The sequence below is a fragment of the Pseudoalteromonas sp. MMG005 genome (genome assembly GCF_018101015.1).
Taxonomy (GTDB): Bacteria; Pseudomonadota; Gammaproteobacteria; order Enterobacterales; family Alteromonadaceae; genus Pseudoalteromonas; species Pseudoalteromonas aurantia.
This window is the reverse complement of the sequence record NZ_JAGJEK010000007.1, coordinates 40091-65478: the sequence shown is the minus strand read 5'-3', so window position 1 is coordinate 65478 and position 25388 is coordinate 40091. Positions and strand designations below refer to the sequence as shown.

Sequence of the window (25388 nt, the reverse complement as noted above, 5' to 3'; positions counted from 1 at the left end):
GGTCGATATTTGGCAACATTTCACACTTATTTCGCCACGCCTTTTAACTTCTCTACAGTACGCAGCCCCGCTAAACCTAGCATCGCGAGCGTGAGTTCTAGCATGGCATCTAAAGGCAAATTCGGAGTGCCGATACCGGGCCAAATCCATTGCAAAATGGGGTTTATCACAAATGCAAATAAAAACCCGAGGCCACACACCCACATTAAAAATGGCCGCGCCCCTGCAACAAACAAACTGCGGTGAGAGGCTTGCACCTGATTAACGGTGTTTTGTACTAAATTAGGCTGCTGAGCGACTCGTTGCTTTAATATTGCCAGATTAAGTGCTTCCTCATCACTGGTAAAAAGCTCATCTAATAATGTGCCAATGGCAACCATGGGGGCTTGTGTATTGGTAGAGAATAGAGTTGATAAAAATCCCATATTGCTTCCTCTTTACGATAAAATCAGCTGTTAAAATTGTTGATGTCTGTTAGGCCACTCACAAGGAGCGCGTTACATAGGAAAAGTATTGATGACGCCGAGAAGATATTAATGACACTCACAGGATATTGATGACGCAGATATGATATTAGCGACTCCCACAAAACATTAACGACTCCCCTGTCTTCCTGACGCAGGTCAGGATCCACATCTGCTTTACCTCGAAAGCGCTTAACCGTGCACATTGACCAAGCATGGACCCTGAAACACGTTCAGGGCGACGAGGTATTAATCATGCCGATCAAATATTCATTGCACAGACAAGATATTGATGACGCCAATAAGATATTGATGATGCCGATAAGATATTAGCGACTCCCACAAAACATTAACGACTCCCCTGTCGTCCTGACGCAGGTCAGGATCCACATCAGCTGTACCTCGAAAGCACTTAACCGTTCACATTAACCAAGCATGGACCCTGAAACACGTTCAGGGCGACGAGGTATTAATCATTCCGATGAACTATTCATGACACAGACAAGATATTAATGACGCAGATATGGTATTAGCGACTCCCACAAAACATTAGCGACTCCCCTGTCTTCCTGACGCAGGTCAGGTTCCACATCTACTTTATCTCCAAAGCGCTTAACCGTTCACATTAACCAAGCATGGACCCTGAAACACGTTCAGGGCGACGAGGTATTAATCATGCCGATAAGATATTCATTGCACAGACAAGATATTGATGATGCCGATAAGATATTAGCGACTCTCCTGTCGTCCTGACGCAGGTCAGGATCCACATCTGCTTTATCTCCAAAGCGCTTAACCGTGCACATTGACTAAGCATGGACCCTGAAACACGTTCAGGGCGACGAAGTATTAATCATGTCGATCAAATATTCCTTACACAGACAAGATATTGATGACACAGATAAGATATTAATGACGCCGATAAGATATTAATGACGCCGATAAGATATTGATGACGCCGATAAGATATTGATGACGCCGATATGGTATTAGCGACTCCCACAAAACATAGCGACTCCCCTGTCTTCCTGACGCAGGTCAGGATCCATGTAGACTTTGCCCCTAAGTTTGTTTTCGAATACCACGCTAAGTATAGACTCTGAAACATGCTCAAGGCGACTCTGCTTAAGCCAAGTAACAAATACGTTAGCGCAAACTTGACTACGCAATTGTCAGCTTAGTTTGCGCGGCATCAGTAAATTCAATCGATATATTGATCACCGGAGCGGGATCTGGCACACCTTGTGGGTCTTGTGCAGGCTTAGATACCTGTAACATCGCCATTATTTTGGTATCTTTAGTCACCAATGCGGTTTTTGACTTTCCCTTAACGGTTAAATTTGGTTTTCCTGAGATCACTTTTCCCATCGCAATACCGCCTTTAAATGCCGCATTATCATAATTTGATTGAAACTTTTGCAGCCACTGCTTGACGTCGTCTTCCGTTAATACCGGCTTTTTTCCTTGCGATAGTTTGTTTTTTGTCGCCGATGGGATGTTATCCGTGGTTTTCACTAATTGTTGTGCACCATTAACCGTGATTTTTATGGCCGCTCCATCAACACATACAAGAGGCATAGATATTTACTCACACTGAATTACTCAATATGACTAAGACGCGCCTATTTACGCATTGTGATAAATCAACGTTCACATGTGATTACTTTCTCGCTCTTAAAGCGCTTAACCGCGCACGCTGAATAGGCATGGACCCTGAAACACGTTCAGGGCGACGAGGTGTTAATCATGCCGATCAAATATTCATGACACAGACAAGATATTAATGACGTAGATATGGTATTAACAACTCCCCTGTCTTCCTGACGCAGATATGGTATTAACAACTCCCCTGTCTTCCTGACGCAGGTCAGGATCCACATCTGCTTTATTTCCAAAGCGCTTAACCGTGCACATTAACCAAGCATGGACCCTGAAACACGTTCTGGGCGACGAGGTATTAATCATGCCAATCAAATATTCATGACACAGACAAGATATTAATGACGCAGATATGGTATTAGCGACTCCCCAGTCTTCCTGACGAAGGTCAGCATCCAAGCAAACTTTACCCCAAAGTTCGTTTTCGAACACCACGCTCAGCATAGACCCTAAAGCACATTCAGAGCGACGAGGTAATAGTTCCCATCGCGAAAAAACAAAATGGTTGTTTCCTTATTTCTGTAACGATAAAATACGTCTGTATAATTAATAAAATCAAGGAAGTATTATGACTCAATATGATGAATATAAAGTGATCCATGTCGTTGAAGGTGGCTGTGGTACGTTATTATTAGGCTCAAGTGGTTTACCATTAAAGAAGCTAGAAGCCACGCTTAATCGCGAAGCACAAGACGGCTGGCAGCTTGTATTTCAAGTCATAGAAAATAAGCGCTTTTTGCTATTTTGGAGCCGTGAAGCTGTTATTCTGACGCTTGGTCGAAAACGTGCTTAAACGCTTTGTGCTGCGTGCCATTGCCGCTTATCAGGCCAATGGCGGCGCCAAAGCACACTTTAATTTATCTTGTAACTTCACACCGTCATGTTCTGCCTATACTTATCAAGCAATTGAGAAATATGGCTTACGAAAAGGCCTACGGCTTGGAATAAATCGCATTCGACGTTGTAACGACCCAGACTGTGTTGATGTTAAATCTGACCCTCTACCTTAGGAGAGTAAAATGGATGATTCGAGTTTAAGAGACCAAGAGGAAGCATTGCGTCAAGCCGTTTCATTGTTACCGCAAGAGGCCCGAAAACGCTACTATCAATTAGAACAAACGCTCGTCAAAGATCCCGATACTTATGCCGTCTTAAATTATTTTTTCGCGGCTGGGCTACATCATTTCTATCTAGGTAAAACATTAAAAGGGATAATGAATTTGGCCCTTATGCTCATCGGCTTAGCGACCCTATCAAGCATTGGCTTTTTTATTATTTTATTTGTCATCATCATCGAATTACCTCAGCTTTTTCGTAGCCAAACAATTATCAGAAAGCACAATATTAAAGTGATGGAAAACGTTATCAATGAACTCCAACCTAGAACATAGGATACGAAAAGAAAAACAAAAGCAGTGGCTATGGATCGCAATGAGCGCCCTGCTTGTTGTTTTGTTTGCAAGTTATCAACTTTATACCCAAGCGATTCCCTATTTGGCCCAAAAGATTGCCGTCGCCATTCCTCAGCCCGTTTATCAAGCCGTCGATAAGCATACCCTGACTACCCTCGATGATACTGAACTTTCAAAAACCCAATTGAGTGAGCTTAAACAGCAAGAGATCAGCACACTCTTTTCACAATTAATCGACAATAAACGCGAGGCCCAGCATGTGTATACACTTGAGTTTCGCAATTGGGAAGGTCAAGCCAATGCCATGGCGCTGGCAAACGGCACCATTATTATTACCGATGCAATGGTCGCTTTGGCAGCTGATCAACAAGAATTAAGCGCGATTTTATTACACGAAATTGGTCATATTGAACACAATCATGTGATGGAATCTATTGTCAGTTCTTCCCTCGTATTTGTTGGCTTAGGTGTCATATTAGGAGATGTTACCGCACTTTCAGATGTGTTACTGCAAGGTACCATTATTGGTATAACGCAAAGTTACTCCAAACAGGCTGAATTGGAAGCAGATAAATATGCATCTGAGCATTTAATAGCCCAATATGGTGACCATAATGCTATGAGCGCCGTGTTTCAAAAACTCGCAACAGAGAACCAAGATGAGTCTAGTTGGTTAAGCACACATCCTAGTTTTGATGAGCGTATTGAGAAAATTCAAAATACCGAACCATAAATCCGATTTAGTCGATTTTTTAAGACCAACCGCAGCTGTTTAGAGCAATATAAAAAGCGGTTAGGTAACCCCTAACCGCGTCAATTTACCAAACGTATTTATAGGTTATGGTGTCACAACTTGTAGGTTAGTCAAAGCGTTAACCTTAATCAAAAGTTTAAGATCGACTTGACTCATCGCCCCTGCAATATCAACGGTATAAGTATTTAGCGTCGTCGCAAAATCAACACCAGCTAATAGTGCATTAACCACATCTAAATACTCAGGTGAAACCACTTCACTTAACTTCGCTTTTGTCAGTTGTACATCATCTGCATTAATACAGGTACCGGCCGCTAACGTAACTACCGATGAACTATCGAAGCAGGTATCACCCGCTGCAGCAGTATATTCAACAACTTTCATTTTAAGATTTGAAAATTCAGGGTTAAAAATAGTTGATGACTCTGTTGGTGCACAACCACAATTATTATCTGACATAGTTATTTCCTTAATTATTATTTAAAAGTCATTATTGACTCAATAACAAGGACGCGAATTATACTGCGTTGTGAAATTTAAATATTAATTAGATAAATATTCTTTAACACCATCACAGTTTATTTTTACAAAAACAGCGCTGTGATAAACATCATAATATAGATAAAATCATTATTTTATAAAAAGACAATTCGCAAAAAATTCATTATTCATAAATTAAATTATCCCGTATTGTATAAGCGAACACTTAACTTACATTTAATTCATACTTCATTTATAAAAAGGAATACTTATGAAAAAATTAATGCTCATCATTGCAACAGGCATTGCACTGACAATTACAAACGATAATGCTGCTGCATCGCAACTCATTTATGATACTGACGGTAGCGCGGGCCGCGTCACTTATTATAACAACGCCCCCATTTCGGCAATGGTAACGCAATCAAGCTCTACGTATGATTTAAGTGTATACACGCCACATTATACCAACCCCACGCCTTGTCAAAGCGCAGCCGTGTACGACCAAAATACCGACACATTGATCGTAACGTTGTCAGTAACCAACAAAACCCTATCGGGAAAAATCCCTCGAGGACATGAAGACCAAGTAAAATATGTACAAGCCAATTGCACGGACGAACAAGGTAATAGCCAAACGCTCAGACACAAATTAGCACCGGCACCAAAAATTAGCTTCACAAGCCAACTGACGGTTGCAGACTGGATTGATTCAGATGGCTTTCGTCCTGGTTATTATGACAGCGTTGCCTATCAAGCCCAGCTTAATATTGATAATGGCGAACCCGATGGCTTCTGCCACACCAAATCTTTTAGAGGTATAATCCCAACATTGCTTACAGAGCGCCATAACACCGGTTTTTACAGTGATGTAATCACCGTCAACGGTGAGGCCAAGTACGACGCCGTTGTCAACGTGCTCGTAAATGAAGTTACTTGTAAAAGCACTGGCGGTACCACTCGTGCAGTCGAGGTGTGGGAAATTACCGAGCAGCAACAAAACCGAGAAATACACATTTATTCACTTTAATTCAAACTGAAGGGGCTGCTTTTAGCCCCTTGATTTTTCCTTAAATAACGAAATGCTTTGACGTTTATGCGCTGCGCCAAATTGCATACTTCAACCCACTTATTGGCACACAAGGATATGTGCGGCTGTATAAACCATACCTAAACTCGCCTTCGGCGCTTCAATCAACAAAAAATGGTAACAAGACATCACACTATAGGCTGGAACAACGTAATAAAACCGAGAGTGTGTTTCACGCAGCGTGATTAAAAAAGCTGGCTAGCCAACAGCTTATGAACGGACCTTTTCCGCCTACGTCTACAACTCATCATATGATAAAAAGTGTACTCGTACTCAATCCGTTAAGATCTCCCCCAACTGTGAATTATCGAATATACTGACTCGTTTAACGCTTATTGACGTATATCTTGAATCCCTTTCTTTAAAGTTTAGCCATATTACTAATCAAAACAATGATGTGTTCCAAACAACATCCATTTTTGATTTTGAGTTCGATGATAAATCATTTGCAGCGATGTAAATTCTATTAGACTCCATCAATTTAGATATTTCTTGATGCCGCTTTAATAGTGGTTCACTTTGCTTTTTTGACAATTCCTTTCGTAATTCATTTTCCAATTCAGCCTTTTCCTGTACCAAATCGACCCATGGCGGTGCGTTAAGCATATCTTTAAATCCAAGCGGGGTATAAAAAGGCGTTCTTGCGTCACTAACGCCACCTGCAATTACATACGGAACCCCCTTATTTTTTGCTCGCTCAGCCAAGTGAAATGTTAATATCTGACCAATTTTTCTGCCTCTTGGCGTTGCATCCAATGTTTGTATATTCAATGCGGTTGTACTTTTGAATTTTCTATCCAAAAACCCCAGTCCCGCTTGAACATTCGCCAAGGGTATTGTCATTTCATTAAAAGCCAAACGGGCACTAATCGCTGTTTCTTGTTCTTCACTATCGCGAATTGCCCCTTCAAAACTAATCTCGCTATCGTCCTCTTTTAATTCTGAGTATATCGTTGATCCGTTTTTTTGCTCATACCCCATTCTCTGTACAATCGTGGTGGAATCATTATTACCCACCATCTGCATCGGGCGGTTATTTTCCTTTGCTTCGTGCAGCCTCCTTTGTGTAATTGAGTTAGACCAACTATTAACAAATCTACGTGCTTGCTTCACATGACACTTTTTCTGCACAATAGAATCCGTAGCCTCACTACATTGATTCTCTTGTGGCTTTTCTCTTTGCATATGCATATCTCAACCCTTTTCTTACTTTGGATTTACCCTATTCACCCAAAGGTCAGTAGGAACAAACCGCTTGTTTCGTCGTACTTTAAAAAACAGCATGTAATTTGTTTGGAAATCACGTGTTCTTTCTGTGTTTTTGCCCAACTTACAAAGTAATACAACTCACTGAATCCAAGGCAAAAGGGCTCTAAAGTACAGTGTGTCTTTCTCCGAAACAAAATACATTACCGCTCTACGCCCTCTTACTGATAGCGTTACTCGCATTAATCAAAAAATTTATCCGACGGATCAAAATTAGCTACTGGTTTAGCTACATGTGGTTTAGCTTGAGTTTTATCTTGTCCACCATGTGCTAAATTGAAAGACTTTTTCACTGTATCAAAAAACTTCACATTATCAGGTGTTTCTGATTTTCGCCCAATCTCATATATCGCAACACTGACTAATGGTTGCTTGGCGTAACCAGTTGCGCCTTGCTCACCTATTGATAACTCACTTGTCGCAATTGAGTCACGATTTACTAGGGCTACAAGCATGACACCATCTGTCGCAAACCCAGTTAAACCACCAAACTTAGTGGACCACTCCTCAATACGGCCTTCCTCCGTTTCTTTTATATTTAGTCCGGTTTGTGCTTTTGCGGCGGCTTCACCCGGACTTGGCAAATCTTGGCCAGCACTGACCTCCCCCCCTAATGTTTGATTAGCGAGTATTTTCTTCGCTTGATTCGAGTTAGTCCCACGAAAAATGAGTGTGAGGGCGCCACTTGACCCCGACAATATTTCACTCAAACGCTGTTGGTTTTCACTGCCAGTGTAAGCCAACTCAAGTGCGGCTTGTGACACGGCACTACTTTGCAGATAGTCATGCCCCTCTGTCATTGCCCGCCAGTACCCTCGCAACGCAGTGCCTATAGCGATGTTTTCTCGCCCTTTTATAACATTAAAAAATTGATATACATATTGAGCAAACATATTATCAATCGCTAAGTTGTGCGGGTTAATACCACCAGCTCTGCGCACTATATTTAAATTTGCGATAAATTCACCATAACTTACCGACTCTTTGCCTTTCATAAGAGCTCGCTGTACTGGCGCTGTGTTTATATATGACTCTCGCTTTGTCGGTATTTCAGCCATTGGCTCTGGTTTCAATATTGGTTTGTGCTTATACATAAGAGGAAACTTTGGGGTCAGGTCTTGCCTTTTGCTATTATTCGACTGATCCGAGAATAATGAAGATTAAAGAACTCTCCTAACTCTTTTTGGCTATAGTGCCCTGATGAGTAGGCTTGTTGTATTGCTTCATTGCGATTTCGGCTGGTTTGCTCATATTGTCGTAAGGTTAATGCTTTCGCCCGAATTGAAACTTTGGGGTCAGGTCTTGCCTTTTGCTAGAAACTTTGGGGTCAGGTCTTGCCTTTTGCTATAAACTTTGGCGTCAGGTCTTGCCTTTTGCTATTATTCGACTGATCCGAGAATAATGAAGATTAAAGAACTCTCCTAACTCTTTTTGGCTATAGTGCCCTGATAAGTAGGCTCGTTGTATTGCTTCATTGCGATTTCGGCTGGTTTGCTCATAATGTCGTAAGGTTAATGCTTTCGCCCGAACTTGCTTTTTAGGAACTTCTGATAAATCAGCCTTCAGTACCTCTTCATTTAATAAAAAACGCTGAACAAAAGCATCACTGCCTAAAAATACTTGGTTAGTAATGTTTTGCCACAAATTTATCCCTATCCCATTTGCAACAAACTCAGCAAAGCGTGAACGAGCCAACTGGCGGTTGGTCGAAAAATGTCTTAAAAGGCTATCAACATCGAGCCAGTTGGGCGCATCACTTAAACCCATCACGCAATGCCAGCTACTCCAAGGCCATTGCTCCAGTGTTTCAACCATATTTGCTCTGATAGGATTAAGTACAATGTAACGATTTAATTCGAGTAGGTATGCATCTTTATCCACCAATATAGACTTAAATCTACCTTGAAATAAATGCCCTACTCGGCAATGAACGCGATTAAAAGACTGGGTATAAACCCCATTAAGCTGCCGCATACCTGCACTTAAGTTGGCTTCCAGTGTTTCAACAAGCAAATGATAGTGATTGGTCATTAAACAATAAGCGTGAATGCACCAATTAAACCGTTCACATACTCGTTCTAGCTGCGCTAAAAATAAGTCAAAATCCGCCGGTTCAAGATAAATCGGCTTTCTCTCATTACCGCGCGACGTTACGTGATATAACGCCCCTGCAAACTCCAATCGTAGTGGTCTTGCCATTGTTCTTCCATGAACATAGATGGTTGGAGTATTGAGTATAGTTGATGTGATGAGAAAGGAATAAAAAGGCAAAAAGCAAGACCTGACCCCAAAGACTTTGTTAATTTGTCGAAAAGCCTTTTCAATGGCTTTTAGGTTTTGTTAAAAACGGTAGTGTCTTCGTTTTTTAGTGCTAAAAATTAATTTTCTCGTAACACTCCAGATTTTTTAACTAGTCACACAATTACAATTCAATATTTGGTTCAATCGTTTTTTCTAATACAGGCATGCCTTTTGTGATGGCATCTTCGTACTTTTGTTGGATTTCACTAATGCCTTGCGTATGTACTTTTAAGAATTGGGTTATGCTATCAATGAATATTGGATTCATTTCCGTAAGTGCCCCTTGCAAATCCCAAAGATAACTTTGAGCATTTTTGATTATATCACCCTTGAGGAGTCCATCTTTAGCCCTTCTAAGTATCTCTACTTTCATAGTTTTTAAGTTTATATATTTCCCACTTGTTTTGATTGGCTTTTTGGCTCCATCACTCAAAAACTCAGCATATGATTTTATATCTTCTTCGTTCAGAGAATCCAAATATTTAGATAATTCTTCGAAGATTCGACGGCCTATTTTTTCCTCAAATTTCTTTACGACCACCGCCTTCATTTTCCACCATTCAGTAGCGACTGAATGCTCGATCGGAACTGGTCCCTCCTCGCCGACAACCATGATATCCTGATAACCAACAATATTCATATTGTTATACCCTTTTTTTTCAAACTCCAGCTTAATTGCGTCAGCCACCTTTTCCCCTGCGGTATGACAACCAAGTAGTTCAATATTCATTCCATCTTTTACTCCGTGTTGGTCAATTAGAATCTGCACTAAATATTCTGGTGGCCATCGTGTGAATGAACTCTTCTCTCTGTGAGCAATTATTATAACTTTTTCACTCTCGTTCACTTTATTTCCACTTGTTAATTTTCCCACTCCCATCCCTGTTATTTTCTTAATTTTTTTCGTGGCATTACTTACTTCTAATTCGGCTGCTTTCTCCCGCCCTCCCTCCATTGTAAGTATATCCTCGCCCTCAAAGTTCGTTGCTTCGGTTAAAATTGTTCTCTGATATACTTTGTCCTTATTAGATTTCATTAATGCATCATTTAATTTTCTTTGCACAATGGCTACAGGTCGATTATCCACAAACCCAAAACCTAGCTTTCCCTTACTTTTATTTTGAGCAACAGAATTAGCAGCAGCTCTGCTTTTTTTCTCTTTTGATTTCTCTACTCGCTCATACATATCTCAACCTTTTTAATTTTGTTCAGTAATTGTTATAGGCTTTTTCTTCATTGCCTATAACAATTTGGCTAAAAGACGTTTTCAATGGCTTTTAGGTTTTGTTATGGGCTTGATTATCGGGGGACTCACAATGACTAATGTCGTGGTGTTAAAGAATTATCATGAAACAATTCGCCCATCTCCCTCTAATACACTCGGATATCATTTTTGGTAACATTTTTAGTAATACCTCTCATTTTGTTATAAACCGTTTTGGTTACTGCCGCTTGATTTGCAACGGTTCCAAGACCTTTATGTGCTCGCAACATGTTTATGTCCGCAACAGAGAGTCGATCATACGAATTGAAATTATATGTTGTTCCCGCATCCATTCTTGTTGATGTAGCTAGTACGTCAACATTTAAGTCTTCATATAATGCTAAGCGCTTTTGGGCATTTGTTGGACGAAGTGGGGTGTTATCTGTATTTTCACCTTTACTCACAACTCTTGCGTTCGAAAGGTCATTTGCACCCCCTTCACTTTTCTCAACAATATGGTCCACTTCAGGTGCTACATCCCTCGCAGTTGTAGGATTAAAAAGGGCAGTGTTACTCGCATCAGAAATATTATATGCATTATCAGTATTACTTACAGTCAATGTACCTGCTTGACTATTGTTGTTAATAACTGCGTTTTTGTTTGTAAATCCTTTCCCACCATCATAGGCCGTACCCGCTATACCAAATATTGTGGTATGCGCGCCTCTAAAATTCCCTGGGGTTGCAGGTACAAAACCGACCCTAAGCGCACGTTGAATTATTACCGTATCCGTACTGTCAAGTGCATACCTATTGCTCATCATTGCCACACCCGATGATTGCTGTATACCATTACACTTTCTATCTTTCTTATCGATACGTTTCTTTTGCACAACAGAATTAGCAACAAATATCCTTTTATTCTCTTTTGACTTTTCCATTTGTTCATACATATCTCAAACCTTTTAATTTGTTTTTAGTTTCTAGTGGTTGTTATAGGCTGTCTTTCATTGCCTATAACAATCGCCTTCTCAAACAGTGGTGTTTATTCCTACTATCTCATTATCATGAGTGGCTCATTAACCGCTATATTGACTGATAATGAGCCACTACCCATGTCCCTTTACAAATCATCGTTCTCATCTAGTGGTGAACGAATGTTACCAAAACCTTTTGTCGTCACATGCGTATAAATCTCGGTCGTCTTAGAACTAGAATGACCAAGCAATGCTTGTATATATCTCAAGTCAGTTCCCCTCTCTAACAGATGCGTAGCGAATGAATGACGCAAAGTATGCAGCGATGCTTTCTTCTGAATTTTAGAACCCTGTAATGCTCGATAGAAAATTTTACGTAAACTCGTTGTAGAATATTTGCCCCCATTTGAACCTTCAAACAAGTATCCTTTAGGACGATAGAGACGATAATATTCCCGCAACAAAAATAAACACTTCTTAGACAGTAACGACACACGGTCTGGACTTATCACGATAAAGAGGGTCAAAAAGTATCCAGCAATAAACTAATACTTAACATCCATATTTTTGTGAAACAAATAAGCCTATTCTTACAGTCTTAAGTCGCACAGCCTGCTAAGTACTTAAGCTCTCGCTGTTAAATCCTTAAAACCTAAAAACCATTACCCTAATCGATCATAGGCGGATTTAATGGCGTCTCCGTAGGAATCGGCGCGGGCTTCCAGTGTTTGGTCTGTGCACACCGCTTGCCCTGCGATCACCGTATCGGCTTTGACTTTACCCTCTACTCGGTCTGGGATGTGCCCCAGTTCATGAGGAATATCCGCGGTGTGACCAATTGTAATGCTGCTGCCTTGAATTGCAGAACGAGCCCCAATACTGGTCAAGTAAGAGTCATTCGGGGATGTAATATTCATGCTGTAACCAAGGCTTTGGGGATTATACCCCGTGGCTTGCTCACAAGCGGCAGACCAACGATTAGAGATACCATTGACGCTTTCAGAATTCGGCTTATACCCACTTTGCCCCGGCACATATCGGCCTGCTCGTGAATACGTCCTCATCTGAACCGTCTCTTCTTTCTCTTCAACCTTTTCTTGCTGTGGTGCGTACATAGTGTTTCCTCTCTGTTTGCGTTAAACCCGTTGTCTGGTGTGTTTATCACCTGCCCGCTTCCTACATTCCTAGATCATGTATGTGTACTTCGCTGCCTTGTGCATACGCGTGGGCGTTAAGTTGCGCTGGCTTTGATGAATTGGTGTGCACCGTAACATGACTTAAATCAACGCCCATCATGCTGCCTACGTTGCTTTTTAAACGCGCTTCTCGGCTCATGCTTTGGCGCTGTATGGGAAATACATCCTGCTCGTGCTGTTCATGATTACGTGACTGATACATAAAGGTTCCTTGATAGAAATGAGAAAATCACTTACACAATAAGCGTAAGTAATGAAAAATACTGCTTTAACGAATTTTGATAATATACTTCACATCAGTGAGTGCCGTTGTTTTGGTTGGGGTTTCCATAGCGCTGCTCCGCTTGTCCACCTGTACACGATTCATACGTATATTATCCATAAGCACATTATTTATAACTGAATTTTCGTATAACATTGTGGGCCGACCTTGCAAGCCATCGCAAAGCGCATACCCATCAGGAAGGCCTTCACCAAACCATAATATAATGGCCCCTACAGGCAGGCTATGTGCATTGCTATTGCTGTGACTTGCTGCGCTCGGTGCGGTATTACTTGATCTACTCGCAAGCCAAACCGTACCATCGACTCTTAAGTCTCCTCGCACTGTTAGGTTGTCGGTTAGTTCAGCATTGCCATGCTCGTCGATTCGAATACCATCATCTTCTGCAATCATACAATGATCAATCAGCTCAGCAAATTGCGCTCCGGTCGGTTTGGCACCCGCTGAAAAAAAGCGTTTAAGTTTGGTTCTCACGGTATCGATCATACTGTATTACTCTGACTAAAGGGGTAACATGACGAGGCATTGCTCCGTCGAAATAAGCTGGACTGCAAAGGCAAAAATTGCATAATATAGGGTAATTCACATCATCAGTTCGATTTAAGGTCGGTCAATGTAAACGGCTGCCAAGTGTATACTTCGCCTTGTTTTGCCACCAGCTCATAATAAGTGTATTGCCCAAATTCATCGGGGTGTTTACTGGTCACCAAATTGCCAACTTCTAAATCGCCACATAGCGCCTGCCATTGCCCTGTCTCACGAATGAGATACACGCCATTTTGGGCCACATCAGTTTGCTGAGTTAATAAATGCACGGTTTGCCAATGTTTTGGCGAAGCGATTTGGTTAATATCGACGTTGTCATTATGAATAACATCCACTTCCTGTTTAACACCTATATATCGCTCTAAGTGCTGTGCTTTTCTGGTGAGGCTTGCAAACATATCGTTAAGATTGAAATAGTCTATAGGCATAATCGCTCCAGTGTATGCACACGTCTTATTACCCTACTCCATCGCTGATGGCACATAGAAGGTATATAAAAGTATGTACAGAGACGAATTATTACGCCTCTGCACACTCATCAATAGCTCATAATTATATTGAGCTGCTCTATATGTGCTACACAGCCACAGGGGGTGTATCGTGGTAAATTTCTTTGCTCCAAACTTGTCCTAATACATCATCCTTACTGGTTAATCGCCATAATACCGTTTGCTCGTCGTTATTATGATTTAAGTCATCAACCATGTTGCCTACATCATAAGGACGCTCAACTTTGGCTAAATCACCGCTTACTTCAAGCTTATAAATACCATTGTTTAATCCGACTGATTGACCTACTAGTAATACATATTGACCAACCTCAACCAGTGGGTTTGCATAGGCTAACAGTGGCGTCTCAACTTCTTCAACAGTCTCAACCTGCTGAATAATTCCCAAATACCGATAAAATGAATTTGCGCGTTCGGTATTATCTATAATTTTATCTTCTCGCCCAGGAACATTGCCCTGTAAAGATGCTAATCGTGCTGATAGTGATAGTGTATTCGCCATAAATGGCCTCCTAATATGGGGAGTGCATCGTCTGTATAAATGATAATGCACTGTTGATTATGTTCATGGCATGCCATGTTGGCTTGGCTCATAAACATAAAGATGTACTGCTATGCAGATAAGTGACAGTGTGTAAAACCGATTTCATAAAAGTATTGAGTATTCAAAAATACGCGTTGACGCTTTAACTGGATAAAATATGACGTAAGGAAGTACGATATCGTGAAGTTTTTTCCGCCATCACTTCACCCTGTGCTTGTCGCATTACTGACTATGATTTAAATACCATGGGTATAAACACAAGCATAATTAAAACGTTATTACGAGCTTGTTAAATCAAATAATTGATAAGTAACAGTGTCATAAGATATATAAGCGCTGGTGCCATTATCGTTACCAATGTCCGTGATACGCCCAACTATTCCGCCTTCGAGCACCACCGTTCCACCAATAAATTGAGTACCAACTAAGTCTATACTCTGCGATTCAAACCAGTTTTTGACAGCAACATTATTGAACCCTGAAGCGCTATCATGATGCACATGCTCTGATATTGTTAGCAGCTCTGGTTTAGTGAACAATACATTAGTTTGTTCTTGATCCAGCGCATATATAGCCAGTACGCGTACACCACTTACAGCACCATTTTGCCCAGTACTTTGCCTAGTAAGCACATACTGCCGCTGATCAATGAGCTTTTCTTTCATCCATTGTGCTTCGTCCACTAAGTAGCCCAAATGAGTAATGACAGTACTCGATATCAAAAAGCGTTCTAATGTTTCAGGGTTAAATACCTTGCGAATATACCCCAAATGGCTTTGTATTGTACCTTGTACCAATTGCCAACTGCCACCCGTGTATTCCCAGCACTGATTGTTTTGCGCATCGTATATTTTACTGGCATCTAAGCCACCATTAAAATCAATGTCTAGATAAGTAGAGCCTGCTTGTGAATGGGTATAGTAACCATATTGCTGCGGTCCTTTAAAAATATTGAGGCGATTGTCACTATTTAAATCAAGGGTTATTTTTGAACCTGCCTGGTAATTATCAACGTCATTCCAGTTGGTGGTATAGCATGTAATGACATCACCTTGGCGCTGTATTTTTACTCGGGTTTTCGCACCATCAAAATGACCTGCTACGCCATCAATATTTATATCATTAATCACCCAAGTCGGTGGCCAAGGTCCATTTTCACTATAAATCAGCCCATACCCTTGATTTGGCCCCATCCCGCCTTTTGTTCTGACTAACGCCAAAAATTTATTAACACCGCCTTCTCGTACAAAGGCAACAATCAGTCCGATAGTATCATCGTCTGCCGCTGGTGAAGTAAGCGTTGCTTCAAAAGAGAAATTATCCAATTTATCCGGTGATATAAAACCACAACCACTGCTAGTATTGGTCGGCATAGACACCCTATCTGGACTTCGTAAAAATTGCCAATCGGCGGCCTCCCCAGTTGCTGTACTTGCATCAGGGAAATAAGTTGCTCCAGCAAATCGTGCCCAACTATTGAATACATCTTCCATTGTTGGTGGGCTATAACTGGCAATTGCAGTAGATACTTCAGCTTGGGTGCGATAAACAAACGCTTCTAGCTCTGGTAAGGGGGTAACGTTTATAAACACAGTCCCTATTTGCGTCTCATCTAAGCCATTTTTTATATGATAAGTAAATTGTGCTGGCTGCTCTGCCAAGCCTGTGGAAATAAAGGTGATATTATCCCCCACGAGGTTAACACTCCCACCAATAGGGCCGCTAACCGACACCAAAGTAATGCCTGAATTAGAGCTGTCTTCATCGTTTACAATCAGTTGAGACGCGCTCACATATAACGTTTCCCCTTGCTGCAAGCTAAAGGTATCAGGGTTGCATATGAGCGGTGGAATAGCCAACACACGCATACTGACAAAATGGGTCTTCCTAACTCCTATGCTGTTCTCTACCACAAAGTCAAACCGAGCTGCACTGTTAACACCACTGCTTGAAGTGAATACCACATTCACACCATCTATGCGCACACTGCCATATTGGGCATTTAACACATTCACGAGCCTTATGGCCTCTTGACCATCACTATACTCATCAAAACTACCTGCTAGAATATTGGCAATAGGTATCGTGGCCGTTCGATTGCTATACACATCAAATACTTTATCAAGCAAAAAAATGGTATTTGCAGATGCGCCATAAAACTCACTAACAGCAATACTTTGCCCTGGTATTTTATTAATATGTTCGCTGTACACGCTTAGCGTATATGGCGGCTGCGTGCTATATTCTTGCCCGATATCTGCTAATGAAATAGCCCCTATATTTTGCAATGACATACTCTTTCCTCACTGTAGCAGCACATATTAACAATCATTTTTTTCAAACTGGGTTTCTAAATGAGCCACTTTTTTATTGAGCGCTTTGATCCCCTCAACCAATAACCCCACCATATTTCCATAGGCTACACTGAGGTACTCACCTTCTTGATGCACAACTTCCGGCAGCACATTGGCTACTTGTTGCGCTATCAGTCCTGAAAATCGACGTTCTTCAGATAAATCCGTGCGAGTAAAGGTCACACCTTGCAACTGTGTAATGCGTTCAAGTGCATTTTCAATATGCATCACGTTACTTTTCAATCTTTGATCTGAAAAGGCAGTCACATCGTGAGTTGCAACAATGGCCCCCTCAACATTCAAATTTCCGACTAAATTGGCAGTCTCTATATTAAAGTGACCACTGAGTGTATCGCCGGTTTTTTGAATATATCGAGTATCCGACTCTGTTTTGGTATAACGCTCATTTCCTTGAGATATTCGTGTTGTCACTTCATTTTGTAGCGCCTCAGTGAGCACTGTATTTTGCTCTTGACGGACTTGAGATTCATTCTGAATTGCCGTCTCTAATGCGCTATTTTGTGTAATACGTGATTGCGACTCTGTTGCTAAATTATTTTCCAGCGACGTACTGCGCGCATCATTCGTTTGCGCGTAATTAGCAAATGCTGTATCTGACTCTGTGTCTACCGAGTTAATTAAAGTAACAATTTCGGCAAAAGAGTCTTTATCAGCATCACTGGCTGACAAAATACTGTCGACTCTGAGCTTTTGCGTGTTGACTCGTTCTGTATAGTCATCAGTAAGCTCCATTGAGGTCGTGGCAAGCTGCGCCGCTAATACACTTGCATCTACCACTTTTTCAGCCGTCGCACTTTGTACATCTTGTACTGAGGCAAAATCTACGCTGATTTGGCTATTTTGATTTTTTAAACCTATACCTGCCATTGCGATTGCCGAAGAGGGCTGCCAATAATACTCAGCGGCTTGACCGTAACTGTATTGTGCCGCCACTACAAATACCTGACCTTGATGCTGACTTCCTTCCTTTACAGCAATCGCACTCCCCGTCGAAAGAGAGGATAGCTCTGCGGTATTTACCCGAATGAGTTGCGCCGGACTCATTTGTGTATCGAGTTGCCATACGCCATTTTGGCTCGGCGTATTTTGCGCCGTAAGCAAGACATAATCACTATGATTTAATATGATTTGGTCGATGTCTGTGGGCGGTTGCAACACATCAATAGACTCGGTGGTTTCTGCACAACGTACCTGAATATTCAGCAATTGTGGGCAGGCCAATGCTTCTAACTTATGATTAAGCCAGCGACCGCTCTCAGAGCTCAGTACTTTTGCATCAACCCCTTTATGAATGTCCTCTACCATTGCAAAATTGAACCGTTCCGGCTTTACCTTTCCTGATGTGAGCTCGGTTGCATTTAGTGCACTAATGGCACTCCCATCACCGTCAAATTGGCCGTCAAATTTACCATCGAACAACGTAGCTTTGACTTTTGAGTTTGCGCCGTTTTGGGTTAAATCAACGTGAGCAGGTAAACGAGCATTCAATAAATGTGTAGTCATATATTCAGGTATATCTAAGCTTTTTAACGATACCCACTCATCGATAGCATCAACTGCATTGAATCTATATTCATAAAAACTCGCACTACTTCCTTGTGAACGATTCGCTTTTAATAATAACCCATGCGTAAAATCAGCACTTTGCTGTTGCAATGTTAGCGTTGCCACATCGTCAGCAATCGATACCGTGTAAACCCCGTTTACAGCTGGGTCATCTTGCAAGTAAATCAACACAGTTTCACCCGTTACCAAATTATAATTTTTTAGCTTTGGTTCTTCATATAAATTGCCGTCCAACGTCGTTAGCTGCTCAGTCACCACACAATCAACGGTCATACCAAATAAATGTGCTATTAAGCTAAACGTCGCTTGATTATCTGTTGCTGCATCAATGAGCTGATAAAACTGTTCCTGTGTCGGTATATCTCCGCGTGAAAAGTAGTCTCTGAGTTCAGTATTCAGTGCTGAATGTTTCATGTTGGTCCCTTTGGTTTTTTCGCTCAGACACGAGCTGCTGGGCATTAGTTAGATTGCCTAATACGGATAAGTAAAAAGTTTGGTCTTGTTCGAGAAGTTAACTGTGAAATGCGCGTAACTGTTATTTTTTATCTAATACATTATTTATTTCACGTACAATTGGTAACTCAACAGGTTCAAATACCGGAATAGGTAATGACAGTGAAAATAGTAATGTTGGTTTCGGTGATGAACCCAATGCCTGCCAAACCTGACCACTGACCTTGTCACTTTGCTCATTACCAAATAACTGGGCGCGTATGCCATAGGGGTTTAGTTGAATATCATGCGCGTTTAATATTTCTGCAGGTAAAAAGTCGTAACGTCCTAAACCACAGAGTAAATAACTTAAAATTAAGTGCTCTATTTCAGCACTTTTTTCTTCATCTTTACTCCAGATGGTCAGCATATAGGTAAGTGTCACAAATTTAGGTTCTTTATAATAAACACTGCCTGACTGCGTATCATTCACTTCCATTCTCGGAATTTCACTTTGCCGACGAGCAACATCTTCACTTACGCCAATCAAATAACAATTCACCATAGGAATATCACTGACTACTTTATCAAAAAATGCTTTATCAGGGGCTTTAAAGCTCAGTTGAACCCCTTGTTCTGATTGCGAAAGCGCTTGTTGAGTCGGATCTATCGCCAATATTCGTTCGGTAATAAACGCGTGTAATGCTTGCTGTAATTTATACAATAGCGTTGGGTCCATGATGCCCTCCTTGTAACCACTTTAAAATGTCTTGTTGGGCCATAAACCCGGCGTGATGTTTTGCCAGTTCTCGTTTTAACGCACAAGCAATATCTGAGCGAACTATTAATGCTCTACCCGCCATTAAACTTTGTAATAGCGCTGTTTCGGTAATATTTATTATCTGTGCAGCGCTGAGCTCAAACTGATGAGCTAGAGGCGTTATCGCGCCGAGTAAATCGTCGTCCGCATTACCGCCTAAACTATGCAGCCACAAGGTCATTCGCTCTGTTTCGGTGGGAAAAGTAAACTCAACCACATTATGAAATCGGCGTAAAAACGCTTCATCCAAATTTGCTTTAAAGTTGGTACTCAGTAACAGTAAACCACTGTAATGCTCCATACGCTGGAGTAAATAACTTACTCCCATATTGGCATTTTTATCATGGCTTGACTCTACCTCACTGCGTTTGGCGAAAATGGCATCAGCCTCATCAAACATCAACACCGCATTATGGCGCTCTGCTGAATCGAATAGCTTGGCTAAGTGCTTTTCTGTTTCACCAATCCATTTACTGGCAATATTTGCTAGGTTAACCAGATATAAAGGCAGCTGTAACTCTCCCGCTATTGCTTCTGCCGCCATCGACTTTCCAGTGCCGGGCTTGCCCCAAAAAAGCGCTTTACAGCCACGATTTAGTCGAGGCAATCGCGCTTTTAATTCAGCTTGATAACGCACCCGTGCCACGAGCTCTTTTAATGGTTGTGCCATGCTATTGGCAAGTACCATATCTTGCAAAGTAAAACGCGACTGACTGAGCTTTGCCAATTCATCCCCCCCTAAACTCTGTGTTTGTAAACATTGTGCTTGTAATGTGCTCCAATAATCTTCTGGCGTATGCATTAATTGAATGGCATGTTGTGATAGTGTGTTCATACGTTCAAGAGCGATGGGGTAATGCGTTGCCAATTGCCAAGCACGTGCTTCGAGCCTAGCCTGAGATTCTGGTGCCAATGCCAACCAGCTGCTTGCGACTTTTTCTTGAGTTGGCATCACAATTACACGCTCATCAACATGCTCAATGTCATGTTTTCTCTGTTGCGGTTCAGCCATAGTGACAATATATACCTGCGGCAAGTGCTGTATAATGGCTCGCAAATTTTGATAGGCTATGTGTAAATAGTTCACCCAATTAGGCCAATATATTACAACCGATTGGCCTTTATTCTTAAGCAGTAACTCAGCTAATTCCACCAGCAGTATTTGACTATCGTACTGCTTTCCTTCTTCTGCTTCGCCAATGAACTGACTCACTGAAAGTGTTGAATGAGCGGCTAATTGCATACCATACCAGAGTGCCTGCTCGGCATTGTCATGATTCAAAAGCGTATACTTTGCGATTATTTTATGTTGTTCTTTGGCAAAACTGCAGCTAAAAACAGGGTCAATGTCATACTTCTTTATTACACTAAATAATGCGCCATCCGAGCTCGATACACAGCCGCTTTGTAAATATTGCTGTAACAATGGCGATATCTGAACTGCACAAGATAAACTCATATAGTGACTCGATTGATTCAATAAGCCTAATGTAAATAAGCGAGATGAACCAATATTTTCTGCCAATAATGTACGTTTACTCAGATACTTATCATTTAGTGTTAACAACTTGTCGAGGCTTAAAGTCGGCCCTTGCTCAAACCAACTCAGACCTATAAATGGCGCTACACAGTCGGGGTCCAGAGTTTGAATATACACCAAAGCGAGTAACGTAACTTCAGAGTCAGTTAAATCAAACCACGCTTTTACTCCTAAAAAACGAGTGGTTTTGGCAAGCGTAGTCGTGGCATTATGAAGTTGTGTTGCAGCTGATTCTAGATCTTCATTCGCCTCTTTTAAAGCGAGTCCAAATGCATAAAAACATTGCGCCAAGTGGCGCTCAGCGGCAACGGTAGCGTTGTGCTCTTCCTGTATTGATGCCATAGCACATTATCCTTTTGCCATCATATCGGCCAGCTCTTTGGCACGATACCCAACCTGCTCAGCCCACTTAGAATCCAACATTTCTTGAGCTGCCAGATTAAACTCTTCGACACATAACGCTGCGAGCATTTTTTTAAACCGCTTTAAGCCTTGTATACCTAAATTAAATGCCATATTTAACAGCACTAACTTGCGTACTTCTGACAGTTGATTAAATACTGGAAGCTGCTTACTTACTTGTCCAAGTACCATAGTAATATCGTTATCGAGTAAGTATTCCGCTTCTTGCTCAGTAATTCCCCGCTCTTGCAAATTACGCCCGACACCGATGGTAAGCTTACCAGCAGTACATTTGTAAGGCTTACACACTAAGCCTTCGTGACAGATCAGCTGTGCTTTTAATGCATAGAGCCCATGTTGAGATAGTTCAGCCATAATGCGCTTCTCCTACAATTTTTATTAGTTCGATGGGCACACTCACGAGCATACTTTGCTCAAGACCATGTACTTCAACCGCCACAACATGCTTGCTATTTAGCTCCATCAATGTTCCTTCATAGCCTTGCAGGCTTCCTGCAATGATCTCTACTCGTGCGCCTTTAATTAAGCGGTTCGCTAATACTGAAATATCGTATCCAGTATTTAGTGAACGTTTAATTAAGGTAATTTGTTCATAGGCAATTGTCGCTGGCCGATTATTAAATCTGACATAATTTACAAAGCCCGCCATTCTCTTTATATGCTGAAATTCATTACCATCTAAATACACGAATACATATGATTTAAACAATACTGTGCTGATAGTTTTATTTCGGTCACTCCATTTACGCGTTTGGGTTATTAAAGGCAGAAATACTTCGCAGTCACTTTGTAAGCGCTCAACCTGCTCTGCAAATTTTTTCTCTGTATTTGGTTTGGTATACACCACATACCATTGTCTTTCTGTCGTCATATCAAAGGTCCAGGTAAGCTCCGCCACATCACTCCCGTTATGAAGTAATATGAAACAATTTTGTTAGTACAACAAATACACGCTATTTGCTGAGTTTTTTACCAGAATCAACTTCTGTTATGAAACTAACGGAGAACTTGCAGTGTTGTGAAATAAATATTGATTATTAGGAGAGTAACTATATTTTTTATAAACTTAAAAATCAGGAAATTAATTTTTTGATGTGGTTAAAAATAAAATGATTCGATAATAAACCTTCGCGCAAAATACTGGTAACATCTTGCGAAAAACGAATAGTTAACCTCAGGTTTGGATAAGGGTTTTGGAATAGGAAATATTTTTAAAACAAACTTACGTACATTCCAATGATGATATTTTTTTTAATATCAAGGCGCTTTTATGCAGTAATAGCGGGCTATTACAAATGAAAGCAACGCCGAGAGTGAGAAAAATAGCTTTATTGGGCAAATTCGCTTATCCAGAGCTGAGGTTAGTTAATATTATCCAGCGCGATACTCCTCCCTAAGACCTGACAGTTTCTTCCGTGCCAGCTGCACCCGTTTACGTACATTCTCTTGACTTAACTTCATTTTACTTGCAATTTCTGGATACTCTAAATCATGCATAAATTTATACTCGACAACCTGACGTAATTCAGCAGGTAAATAGGAGATTTGTTGCATAAGTCGATGGTAAATATTGGATTGAATAAGTTCTGATTCTAATGTTTTAGAATAGCTATCAGCAAAAAAAAACTCCTGTGGAAGCTCTGAGACTTGATTTACGAGCTCTTGTTGTTTGGTATTCGCTCTGTGTACGTCCATGCACGTGTTGTGTACAATACGACACAACCACGCAAAAGCGTTCTCAATATCGTCCTCACGTGCTGTATAAGCTTTATATGCTTTTTCACACGCTTGCGCCACCGCATCTTCTATTTTATCTATATCATTGTGCAACCATTTATAACAACACCGCACAAGTCGTTCTTCGTGTTCACTCCATAAAACCCAAAAATCACTGTGTCCTCGAAACGCGCGAATATCCGCGCAAGAATAATCCTTTGAAACCAACATCACTTCTCCAATTTATAATTAAATATCGGAGGAATGACGTAGAATAAAAAATTATGTGAAAATATTTATTTAGCATTTTACATACCAAGCATTAACGCTAAAATTACATAACAAAGGAATACTGACAATAATTCAAGAAATAGTAATGATCGTGCTGGGAAGATTATATATAGGCGGTATAGTATATCAATTACATAGGATTACAGCGTACAATAAAAGCCTCATAAAAATGGCCCTATTATTTAAGGTTATGAAATTAAAGTATATAGATTAACTTTCAAAGAAGTGATGACTCGCTGTTTATACCACCTTGTTTTGAAACATGATTTAGTATTAGATATTGAAAGGGTTAGATGTAAATTTTTTACATAAATCACAAAATAAATGCAAATTTAACAACAAACAAAGAGGCCGCCCACTTCAATGAAAACACATCTAGATGCACGCTAAAATACCGAAAACCACCAGATGTCACTTTAAGTTTGGCATTACAATTTAATTGCCTACACGTGCTATTTTTCATCAAATGCACATCAAAAAAACTCAAATAATCGATATTTTCTGTCTTAGCGTCAAATTACCGCCAATAACAATCACGCAATAATACGATACATTATCGCTTAGTTATCGGCTATTTCATCATCAAAATAACGATTTTTAAAAGGCTCATTTTTCAAGGTAAAGTGCCACCACTCTTCTTTTAAGCCCTTAAAACCTGAATTAGCCATAATGCTCGCTAGCAACATGCGGTTTGCTCTTTGCTGTGTGGTGACTTCCATAGAAGAAGGCCATGATAACGTAGAAAAAAAATCCCAACCGGTTCCCATGTCAAGTTCAGCGCCTGAGCGGTTATCAACCAGTGTGATATCTAATGTACTGCCACGAGAGTGACCCGACTTTGCCGCAATATATCCCAACTCAAAAAGTTGCGCTTTCTCTACTTGAGGGTAAAAAATCGCTTTATTTTTATTATCAGTTAAATCTTTTGCCCACTTTACGAAATGATCTACTGCACGCTGGGGTCGGTAACAATCAAACACTTTTAAGCTCAAGCCAAATTGTTTAGCCGATGTTTGCGCTACTTTTAACGCTGCGATAGCAGGAATAGATAACAAACAATTAGGGGCGGAATATCCATCAATCTGAGTACCAACAAAGTTATTGCTGCCGAAGTACCGAATATCAAAATACACTGAGGGAATGGCTTTTTTTACATCATACAACTCATTCGCTGCAAGCGGCCCACTGATCATGCAAGCACCAAAAATAGCGCTTAAAAATATCGACTTAATCACGAAAACCCCTTATATGTAGCTTAGTTATAAATATATCAAAACAATATGAATCAAGTATGAAGCGCCAGCACTATGAAACTCAAGAGAAACAGTACCTTGATAACAATTCACCTCAATACTCATTTAAAACAAGACTTACCGTCCATCAGTCGTCCCCATTTACAGAGCCGGAAAATTAGCCAGGCTCTTATTAAAGCTAATAAAAAATTAGCCAAATAGCATAAAGGCAATCAACGAGTATATGAAGGTTGTGATAGTTCAACTCAATAAAAAACCGAAACACAAACTATAAAGCGTAAAAACAG

At 40.7% G+C, this 25388-nt stretch carries 27 protein-coding genes; 5 read left to right on the top strand and 22 right to left on the bottom strand.

Features of this window, described 5'->3' with window-relative positions; translation table 11 throughout:
• Positions 1-26: 26 nt before the first annotated feature.
• Both J8M01_RS07145 and J8M01_RS07140 read right to left on the bottom strand, forming a co-directional pair.
• Complete coding sequence (locus tag J8M01_RS07145) at positions 27-425, bottom strand: 3TM-type holin (RefSeq protein WP_211052346.1); 399 nt, start codon at positions 423-425, stop codon at positions 27-29.
• A gap of 1200 nt (positions 426-1625) precedes the next feature.
• Positions 1626-2042 (bottom strand): hypothetical protein, encoded by a 417-nt coding sequence (locus J8M01_RS07140; RefSeq protein ID WP_211057519.1) that lies wholly within the window; start codon positions 2040-2042, stop codon positions 1626-1628.
• A gap of 649 nt (positions 2043-2691) precedes the next feature.
• Here J8M01_RS07140 and J8M01_RS07135 point away from each other — a divergent pair.
• Genes J8M01_RS07135 through J8M01_RS07120 form a run of 4 tightly spaced genes read left to right on the top strand, consistent with a single transcriptional unit; the run spans position 2692 to position 4268 of the window.
• Positions 2692-2916 carry a DUF4177 domain-containing protein gene (locus tag J8M01_RS07135; protein WP_119860791.1) on the top strand — a complete coding sequence of 75 codons (225 nt, stop codon included), beginning with the start codon at positions 2692-2694 and terminating at the stop codon, positions 2914-2916.
• Positions 2909-3133: a membrane protein insertion efficiency factor YidD gene (gene yidD / locus J8M01_RS07130; RefSeq protein WP_138597431.1), complete on the top strand. Its 225-nt coding sequence runs from the start codon at positions 2909-2911 to the stop codon at positions 3131-3133. The genes J8M01_RS07135 and yidD overlap by 8 nt, the downstream gene beginning before the upstream one ends.
• A gap of 9 nt (positions 3134-3142) precedes the next feature.
• Complete coding sequence (locus J8M01_RS07125) at positions 3143-3514, top strand: TM2 domain-containing protein (protein ID WP_210997486.1); 372 nt, start codon at positions 3143-3145, stop codon at positions 3512-3514.
• The gene (locus J8M01_RS07120; protein WP_211057518.1) at positions 3492-4268 is read left to right on the top strand and encodes a M48 family metallopeptidase; all 777 of its coding nucleotides are present in this window, start codon (positions 3492-3494) and stop codon (positions 4266-4268) included. Before J8M01_RS07125 ends, J8M01_RS07120 begins: the two co-directional genes overlap by 23 nt.
• A gap of 105 nt (positions 4269-4373) precedes the next feature.
• On the opposite strand, the gene J8M01_RS07115 is transcribed toward J8M01_RS07120, so the two are convergent.
• Positions 4374-4748: a hypothetical protein gene (locus J8M01_RS07115; protein WP_211057517.1), complete on the bottom strand. Its 375-nt coding sequence runs from the start codon at positions 4746-4748 to the stop codon at positions 4374-4376.
• 292 nt (positions 4749-5040) lie between these two features.
• On the opposite strand from J8M01_RS07115, the gene J8M01_RS07110 reads away from it, so the two are divergent.
• A complete protein-coding gene (locus J8M01_RS07110; protein WP_211057516.1) occupies positions 5041-5799 on the top strand; it encodes a hypothetical protein in 759 nt (252 codons plus the stop codon).
• Between the two features lie 444 nt (positions 5800-6243).
• Here J8M01_RS07110 and J8M01_RS07105 read toward each other — a convergent pair whose 3' ends face one another.
• From J8M01_RS07105 to J8M01_RS07015, 19 genes are all read right to left on the bottom strand, one after another.
• Positions 6244-7050 (bottom strand): hypothetical protein, encoded by an 807-nt coding sequence (locus J8M01_RS07105; protein ID WP_211057515.1) that lies wholly within the window; start codon positions 7048-7050, stop codon positions 6244-6246.
• A gap of 257 nt (positions 7051-7307) precedes the next feature.
• Entirely contained in the window at positions 7308-8219 is a 912-nt protein-coding gene (locus J8M01_RS07100; RefSeq protein WP_211057514.1) for a hypothetical protein, read from the bottom strand.
• A 265-nt stretch (positions 8220-8484) separates the two neighbouring features.
• Entirely contained in the window at positions 8485-9324 is an 840-nt protein-coding gene (locus tag J8M01_RS07095) for a transposase (RefSeq protein WP_247671040.1), read from the bottom strand.
• 223 nt (positions 9325-9547) lie between these two features.
• Positions 9548-10612, bottom strand: coding sequence for a hypothetical protein (locus J8M01_RS07090; protein ID WP_211057513.1), 1065 nt, complete (start codon positions 10610-10612; stop codon positions 9548-9550).
• A 185-nt stretch (positions 10613-10797) separates the two neighbouring features.
• Entirely contained in the window at positions 10798-11583 is a 786-nt protein-coding gene (locus J8M01_RS07085) for an HNH endonuclease (protein WP_211057512.1), read from the bottom strand.
• Positions 11584-11753: 170 nt separating this feature from the next.
• Positions 11754-12101 carry a tyrosine-type recombinase/integrase gene (locus J8M01_RS07080; RefSeq protein ID WP_348772727.1) on the bottom strand — a complete coding sequence of 116 codons (348 nt, stop codon included), beginning with the start codon at positions 12099-12101 and terminating at the stop codon, positions 11754-11756.
• A gap of 168 nt (positions 12102-12269) precedes the next feature.
• On the bottom strand, positions 12270-12722 hold the full coding sequence (locus J8M01_RS07075) for a hypothetical protein (protein ID WP_211057510.1): 453 nt from the start codon (positions 12720-12722) through the stop codon (positions 12270-12272).
• 61 nt (positions 12723-12783) lie between these two features.
• Entirely contained in the window at positions 12784-13005 is a 222-nt protein-coding gene (locus J8M01_RS07070; RefSeq protein ID WP_211057509.1) for a DUF4157 domain-containing protein, read from the bottom strand.
• A 66-nt stretch (positions 13006-13071) separates the two neighbouring features.
• Positions 13072-13572 carry a hypothetical protein gene (locus J8M01_RS07065; RefSeq protein WP_211057508.1) on the bottom strand — a complete coding sequence of 167 codons (501 nt, stop codon included), beginning with the start codon at positions 13570-13572 and terminating at the stop codon, positions 13072-13074.
• A gap of 104 nt (positions 13573-13676) precedes the next feature.
• On the bottom strand, positions 13677-14060 hold the full coding sequence (locus J8M01_RS07060; protein WP_211057507.1) for a hypothetical protein: 384 nt from the start codon (positions 14058-14060) through the stop codon (positions 13677-13679).
• Between the two features lie 148 nt (positions 14061-14208).
• The gene (locus J8M01_RS07055; protein ID WP_211057506.1) at positions 14209-14643 is read right to left on the bottom strand and encodes a hypothetical protein; all 435 of its coding nucleotides are present in this window, start codon (positions 14641-14643) and stop codon (positions 14209-14211) included.
• Positions 14644-14963: 320 nt separating this feature from the next.
• Positions 14964-16979, bottom strand: a complete 2016-nt coding sequence (locus J8M01_RS07050; protein ID WP_211057505.1) for a hypothetical protein — start codon at positions 16977-16979, stop codon at positions 14964-14966.
• A 27-nt stretch (positions 16980-17006) separates the two neighbouring features.
• Positions 17007-19040 (bottom strand): tail fiber domain-containing protein, encoded by a 2034-nt coding sequence (locus tag J8M01_RS07045; RefSeq protein ID WP_211057504.1) that lies wholly within the window; start codon positions 19038-19040, stop codon positions 17007-17009.
• Between the two features lie 121 nt (positions 19041-19161).
• Positions 19162-19797, bottom strand: a complete 636-nt coding sequence (locus tag J8M01_RS07040; RefSeq protein WP_210997470.1) for a Pvc16 family protein — start codon at positions 19795-19797, stop codon at positions 19162-19164.
• Positions 19775-21760, bottom strand: a complete 1986-nt coding sequence (locus J8M01_RS07035; RefSeq protein ID WP_211057503.1) for an ATP-binding protein — start codon at positions 21758-21760, stop codon at positions 19775-19777. The genes J8M01_RS07040 and J8M01_RS07035 overlap by 23 nt, the downstream gene beginning before the upstream one ends.
• 6 nt (positions 21761-21766) lie before the next feature.
• Entirely contained in the window at positions 21767-22195 is a 429-nt protein-coding gene (locus J8M01_RS07030; protein WP_192509433.1) for a glycoside hydrolase family protein, read from the bottom strand.
• Positions 22188-22739 (bottom strand): UpxY family transcription antiterminator, encoded by a 552-nt coding sequence (locus J8M01_RS07025; protein WP_318782641.1) that lies wholly within the window; start codon positions 22737-22739, stop codon positions 22188-22190. Before J8M01_RS07025 ends, J8M01_RS07030 begins: the two co-directional genes overlap by 8 nt.
• A gap of 473 nt (positions 22740-23212) precedes the next feature.
• Positions 23213-23788, bottom strand: coding sequence for a sigma-70 family RNA polymerase sigma factor (locus J8M01_RS07020; protein ID WP_211052094.1), 576 nt, complete (start codon positions 23786-23788; stop codon positions 23213-23215).
• A 620-nt stretch (positions 23789-24408) separates the two neighbouring features.
• Positions 24409-25083 carry a M15 family metallopeptidase gene (locus tag J8M01_RS07015; protein WP_348772725.1) on the bottom strand — a complete coding sequence of 225 codons (675 nt, stop codon included), beginning with the start codon at positions 25081-25083 and terminating at the stop codon, positions 24409-24411.
• Between the last annotated feature and the right edge of the window lie 305 nt (positions 25084-25388).

What these genes read in the sequence shown, in the direction of transcription:
- J8M01_RS07135 (WP_119860791.1), top strand. Translation starts at nt 2,692, where the DNA reads ATGACTCAATATGATGAATATAAAGTGATCCATGTCGTTGAAGGTGGC.
- J8M01_RS07085 (WP_211057512.1), bottom strand. Translation starts at nt 11,583, where the DNA reads ATGTATGAACAAATGGAAAAGTCAAAAGAGAATAAAAGGATATTTGTT.
- J8M01_RS07110 (WP_211057516.1), top strand. Translation starts at nt 5,041, where the DNA reads ATGAAAAAATTAATGCTCATCATTGCAACAGGCATTGCACTGACAATT.
- J8M01_RS07075 (WP_211057510.1), bottom strand. Translation starts at nt 12,722, where the DNA reads ATGTACGCACCACAGCAAGAAAAGGTTGAAGAGAAAGAAGAGACGGTT.
- J8M01_RS07145 (WP_211052346.1), bottom strand. Translation starts at nt 425, where the DNA reads ATGGGATTTTTATCAACTCTATTCTCTACCAATACACAAGCCCCCATG.
- J8M01_RS07035 (WP_211057503.1), bottom strand. Translation starts at nt 21,760, where the DNA reads ATGGCATCAATACAGGAAGAGCACAACGCTACCGTTGCCGCTGAGCGC.
- J8M01_RS07055 (WP_211057506.1), bottom strand. Translation starts at nt 14,643, where the DNA reads ATGGCGAATACACTATCACTATCAGCACGATTAGCATCTTTACAGGGC.
- J8M01_RS07045 (WP_211057504.1), bottom strand. Translation starts at nt 19,040, where the DNA reads ATGAAACATTCAGCACTGAATACTGAACTCAGAGACTACTTTTCACGC.
- J8M01_RS07115 (WP_211057517.1), bottom strand. Translation starts at nt 4,748, where the DNA reads ATGTCAGATAATAATTGTGGTTGTGCACCAACAGAGTCATCAACTATT.
- J8M01_RS07140 (WP_211057519.1), bottom strand. Translation starts at nt 2,042, where the DNA reads ATGCCTCTTGTATGTGTTGATGGAGCGGCCATAAAAATCACGGTTAAT.
- J8M01_RS07040 (WP_210997470.1), bottom strand. Translation starts at nt 19,797, where the DNA reads ATGGACCCAACGCTATTGTATAAATTACAGCAAGCATTACACGCGTTT.
- J8M01_RS07095 (WP_247671040.1), bottom strand. Translation starts at nt 9,324, where the DNA reads ATGGCAAGACCACTACGATTGGAGTTTGCAGGGGCGTTATATCACGTA.
- J8M01_RS07065 (WP_211057508.1), bottom strand. Translation starts at nt 13,572, where the DNA reads ATGATCGATACCGTGAGAACCAAACTTAAACGCTTTTTTTCAGCGGGT.
- J8M01_RS07050 (WP_211057505.1), bottom strand. Translation starts at nt 16,979, where the DNA reads ATGTCATTGCAAAATATAGGGGCTATTTCATTAGCAGATATCGGGCAA.
- J8M01_RS07090 (WP_211057513.1), bottom strand. Translation starts at nt 10,612, where the DNA reads ATGTATGAGCGAGTAGAGAAATCAAAAGAGAAAAAAAGCAGAGCTGCT.
- J8M01_RS07125 (WP_210997486.1), top strand. Translation starts at nt 3,143, where the DNA reads ATGGATGATTCGAGTTTAAGAGACCAAGAGGAAGCATTGCGTCAAGCC.
- J8M01_RS07060 (WP_211057507.1), bottom strand. Translation starts at nt 14,060, where the DNA reads ATGCCTATAGACTATTTCAATCTTAACGATATGTTTGCAAGCCTCACC.
- J8M01_RS07105 (WP_211057515.1), bottom strand. Translation starts at nt 7,050, where the DNA reads ATGCATATGCAAAGAGAAAAGCCACAAGAGAATCAATGTAGTGAGGCT.
- J8M01_RS07020 (WP_211052094.1), bottom strand. Translation starts at nt 23,788, where the DNA reads ATGTTGGTTTCAAAGGATTATTCTTGCGCGGATATTCGCGCGTTTCGA.
- J8M01_RS07030 (WP_192509433.1), bottom strand. Translation starts at nt 22,195, where the DNA reads ATGGCTGAACTATCTCAACATGGGCTCTATGCATTAAAAGCACAGCTG.
- J8M01_RS07120 (WP_211057518.1), top strand. Translation starts at nt 3,492, where the DNA reads ATGAACTCCAACCTAGAACATAGGATACGAAAAGAAAAACAAAAGCAG.
- J8M01_RS07070 (WP_211057509.1), bottom strand. Translation starts at nt 13,005, where the DNA reads ATGTATCAGTCACGTAATCATGAACAGCACGAGCAGGATGTATTTCCC.
- J8M01_RS07100 (WP_211057514.1), bottom strand. Translation starts at nt 8,219, where the DNA reads ATGTATAAGCACAAACCAATATTGAAACCAGAGCCAATGGCTGAAATA.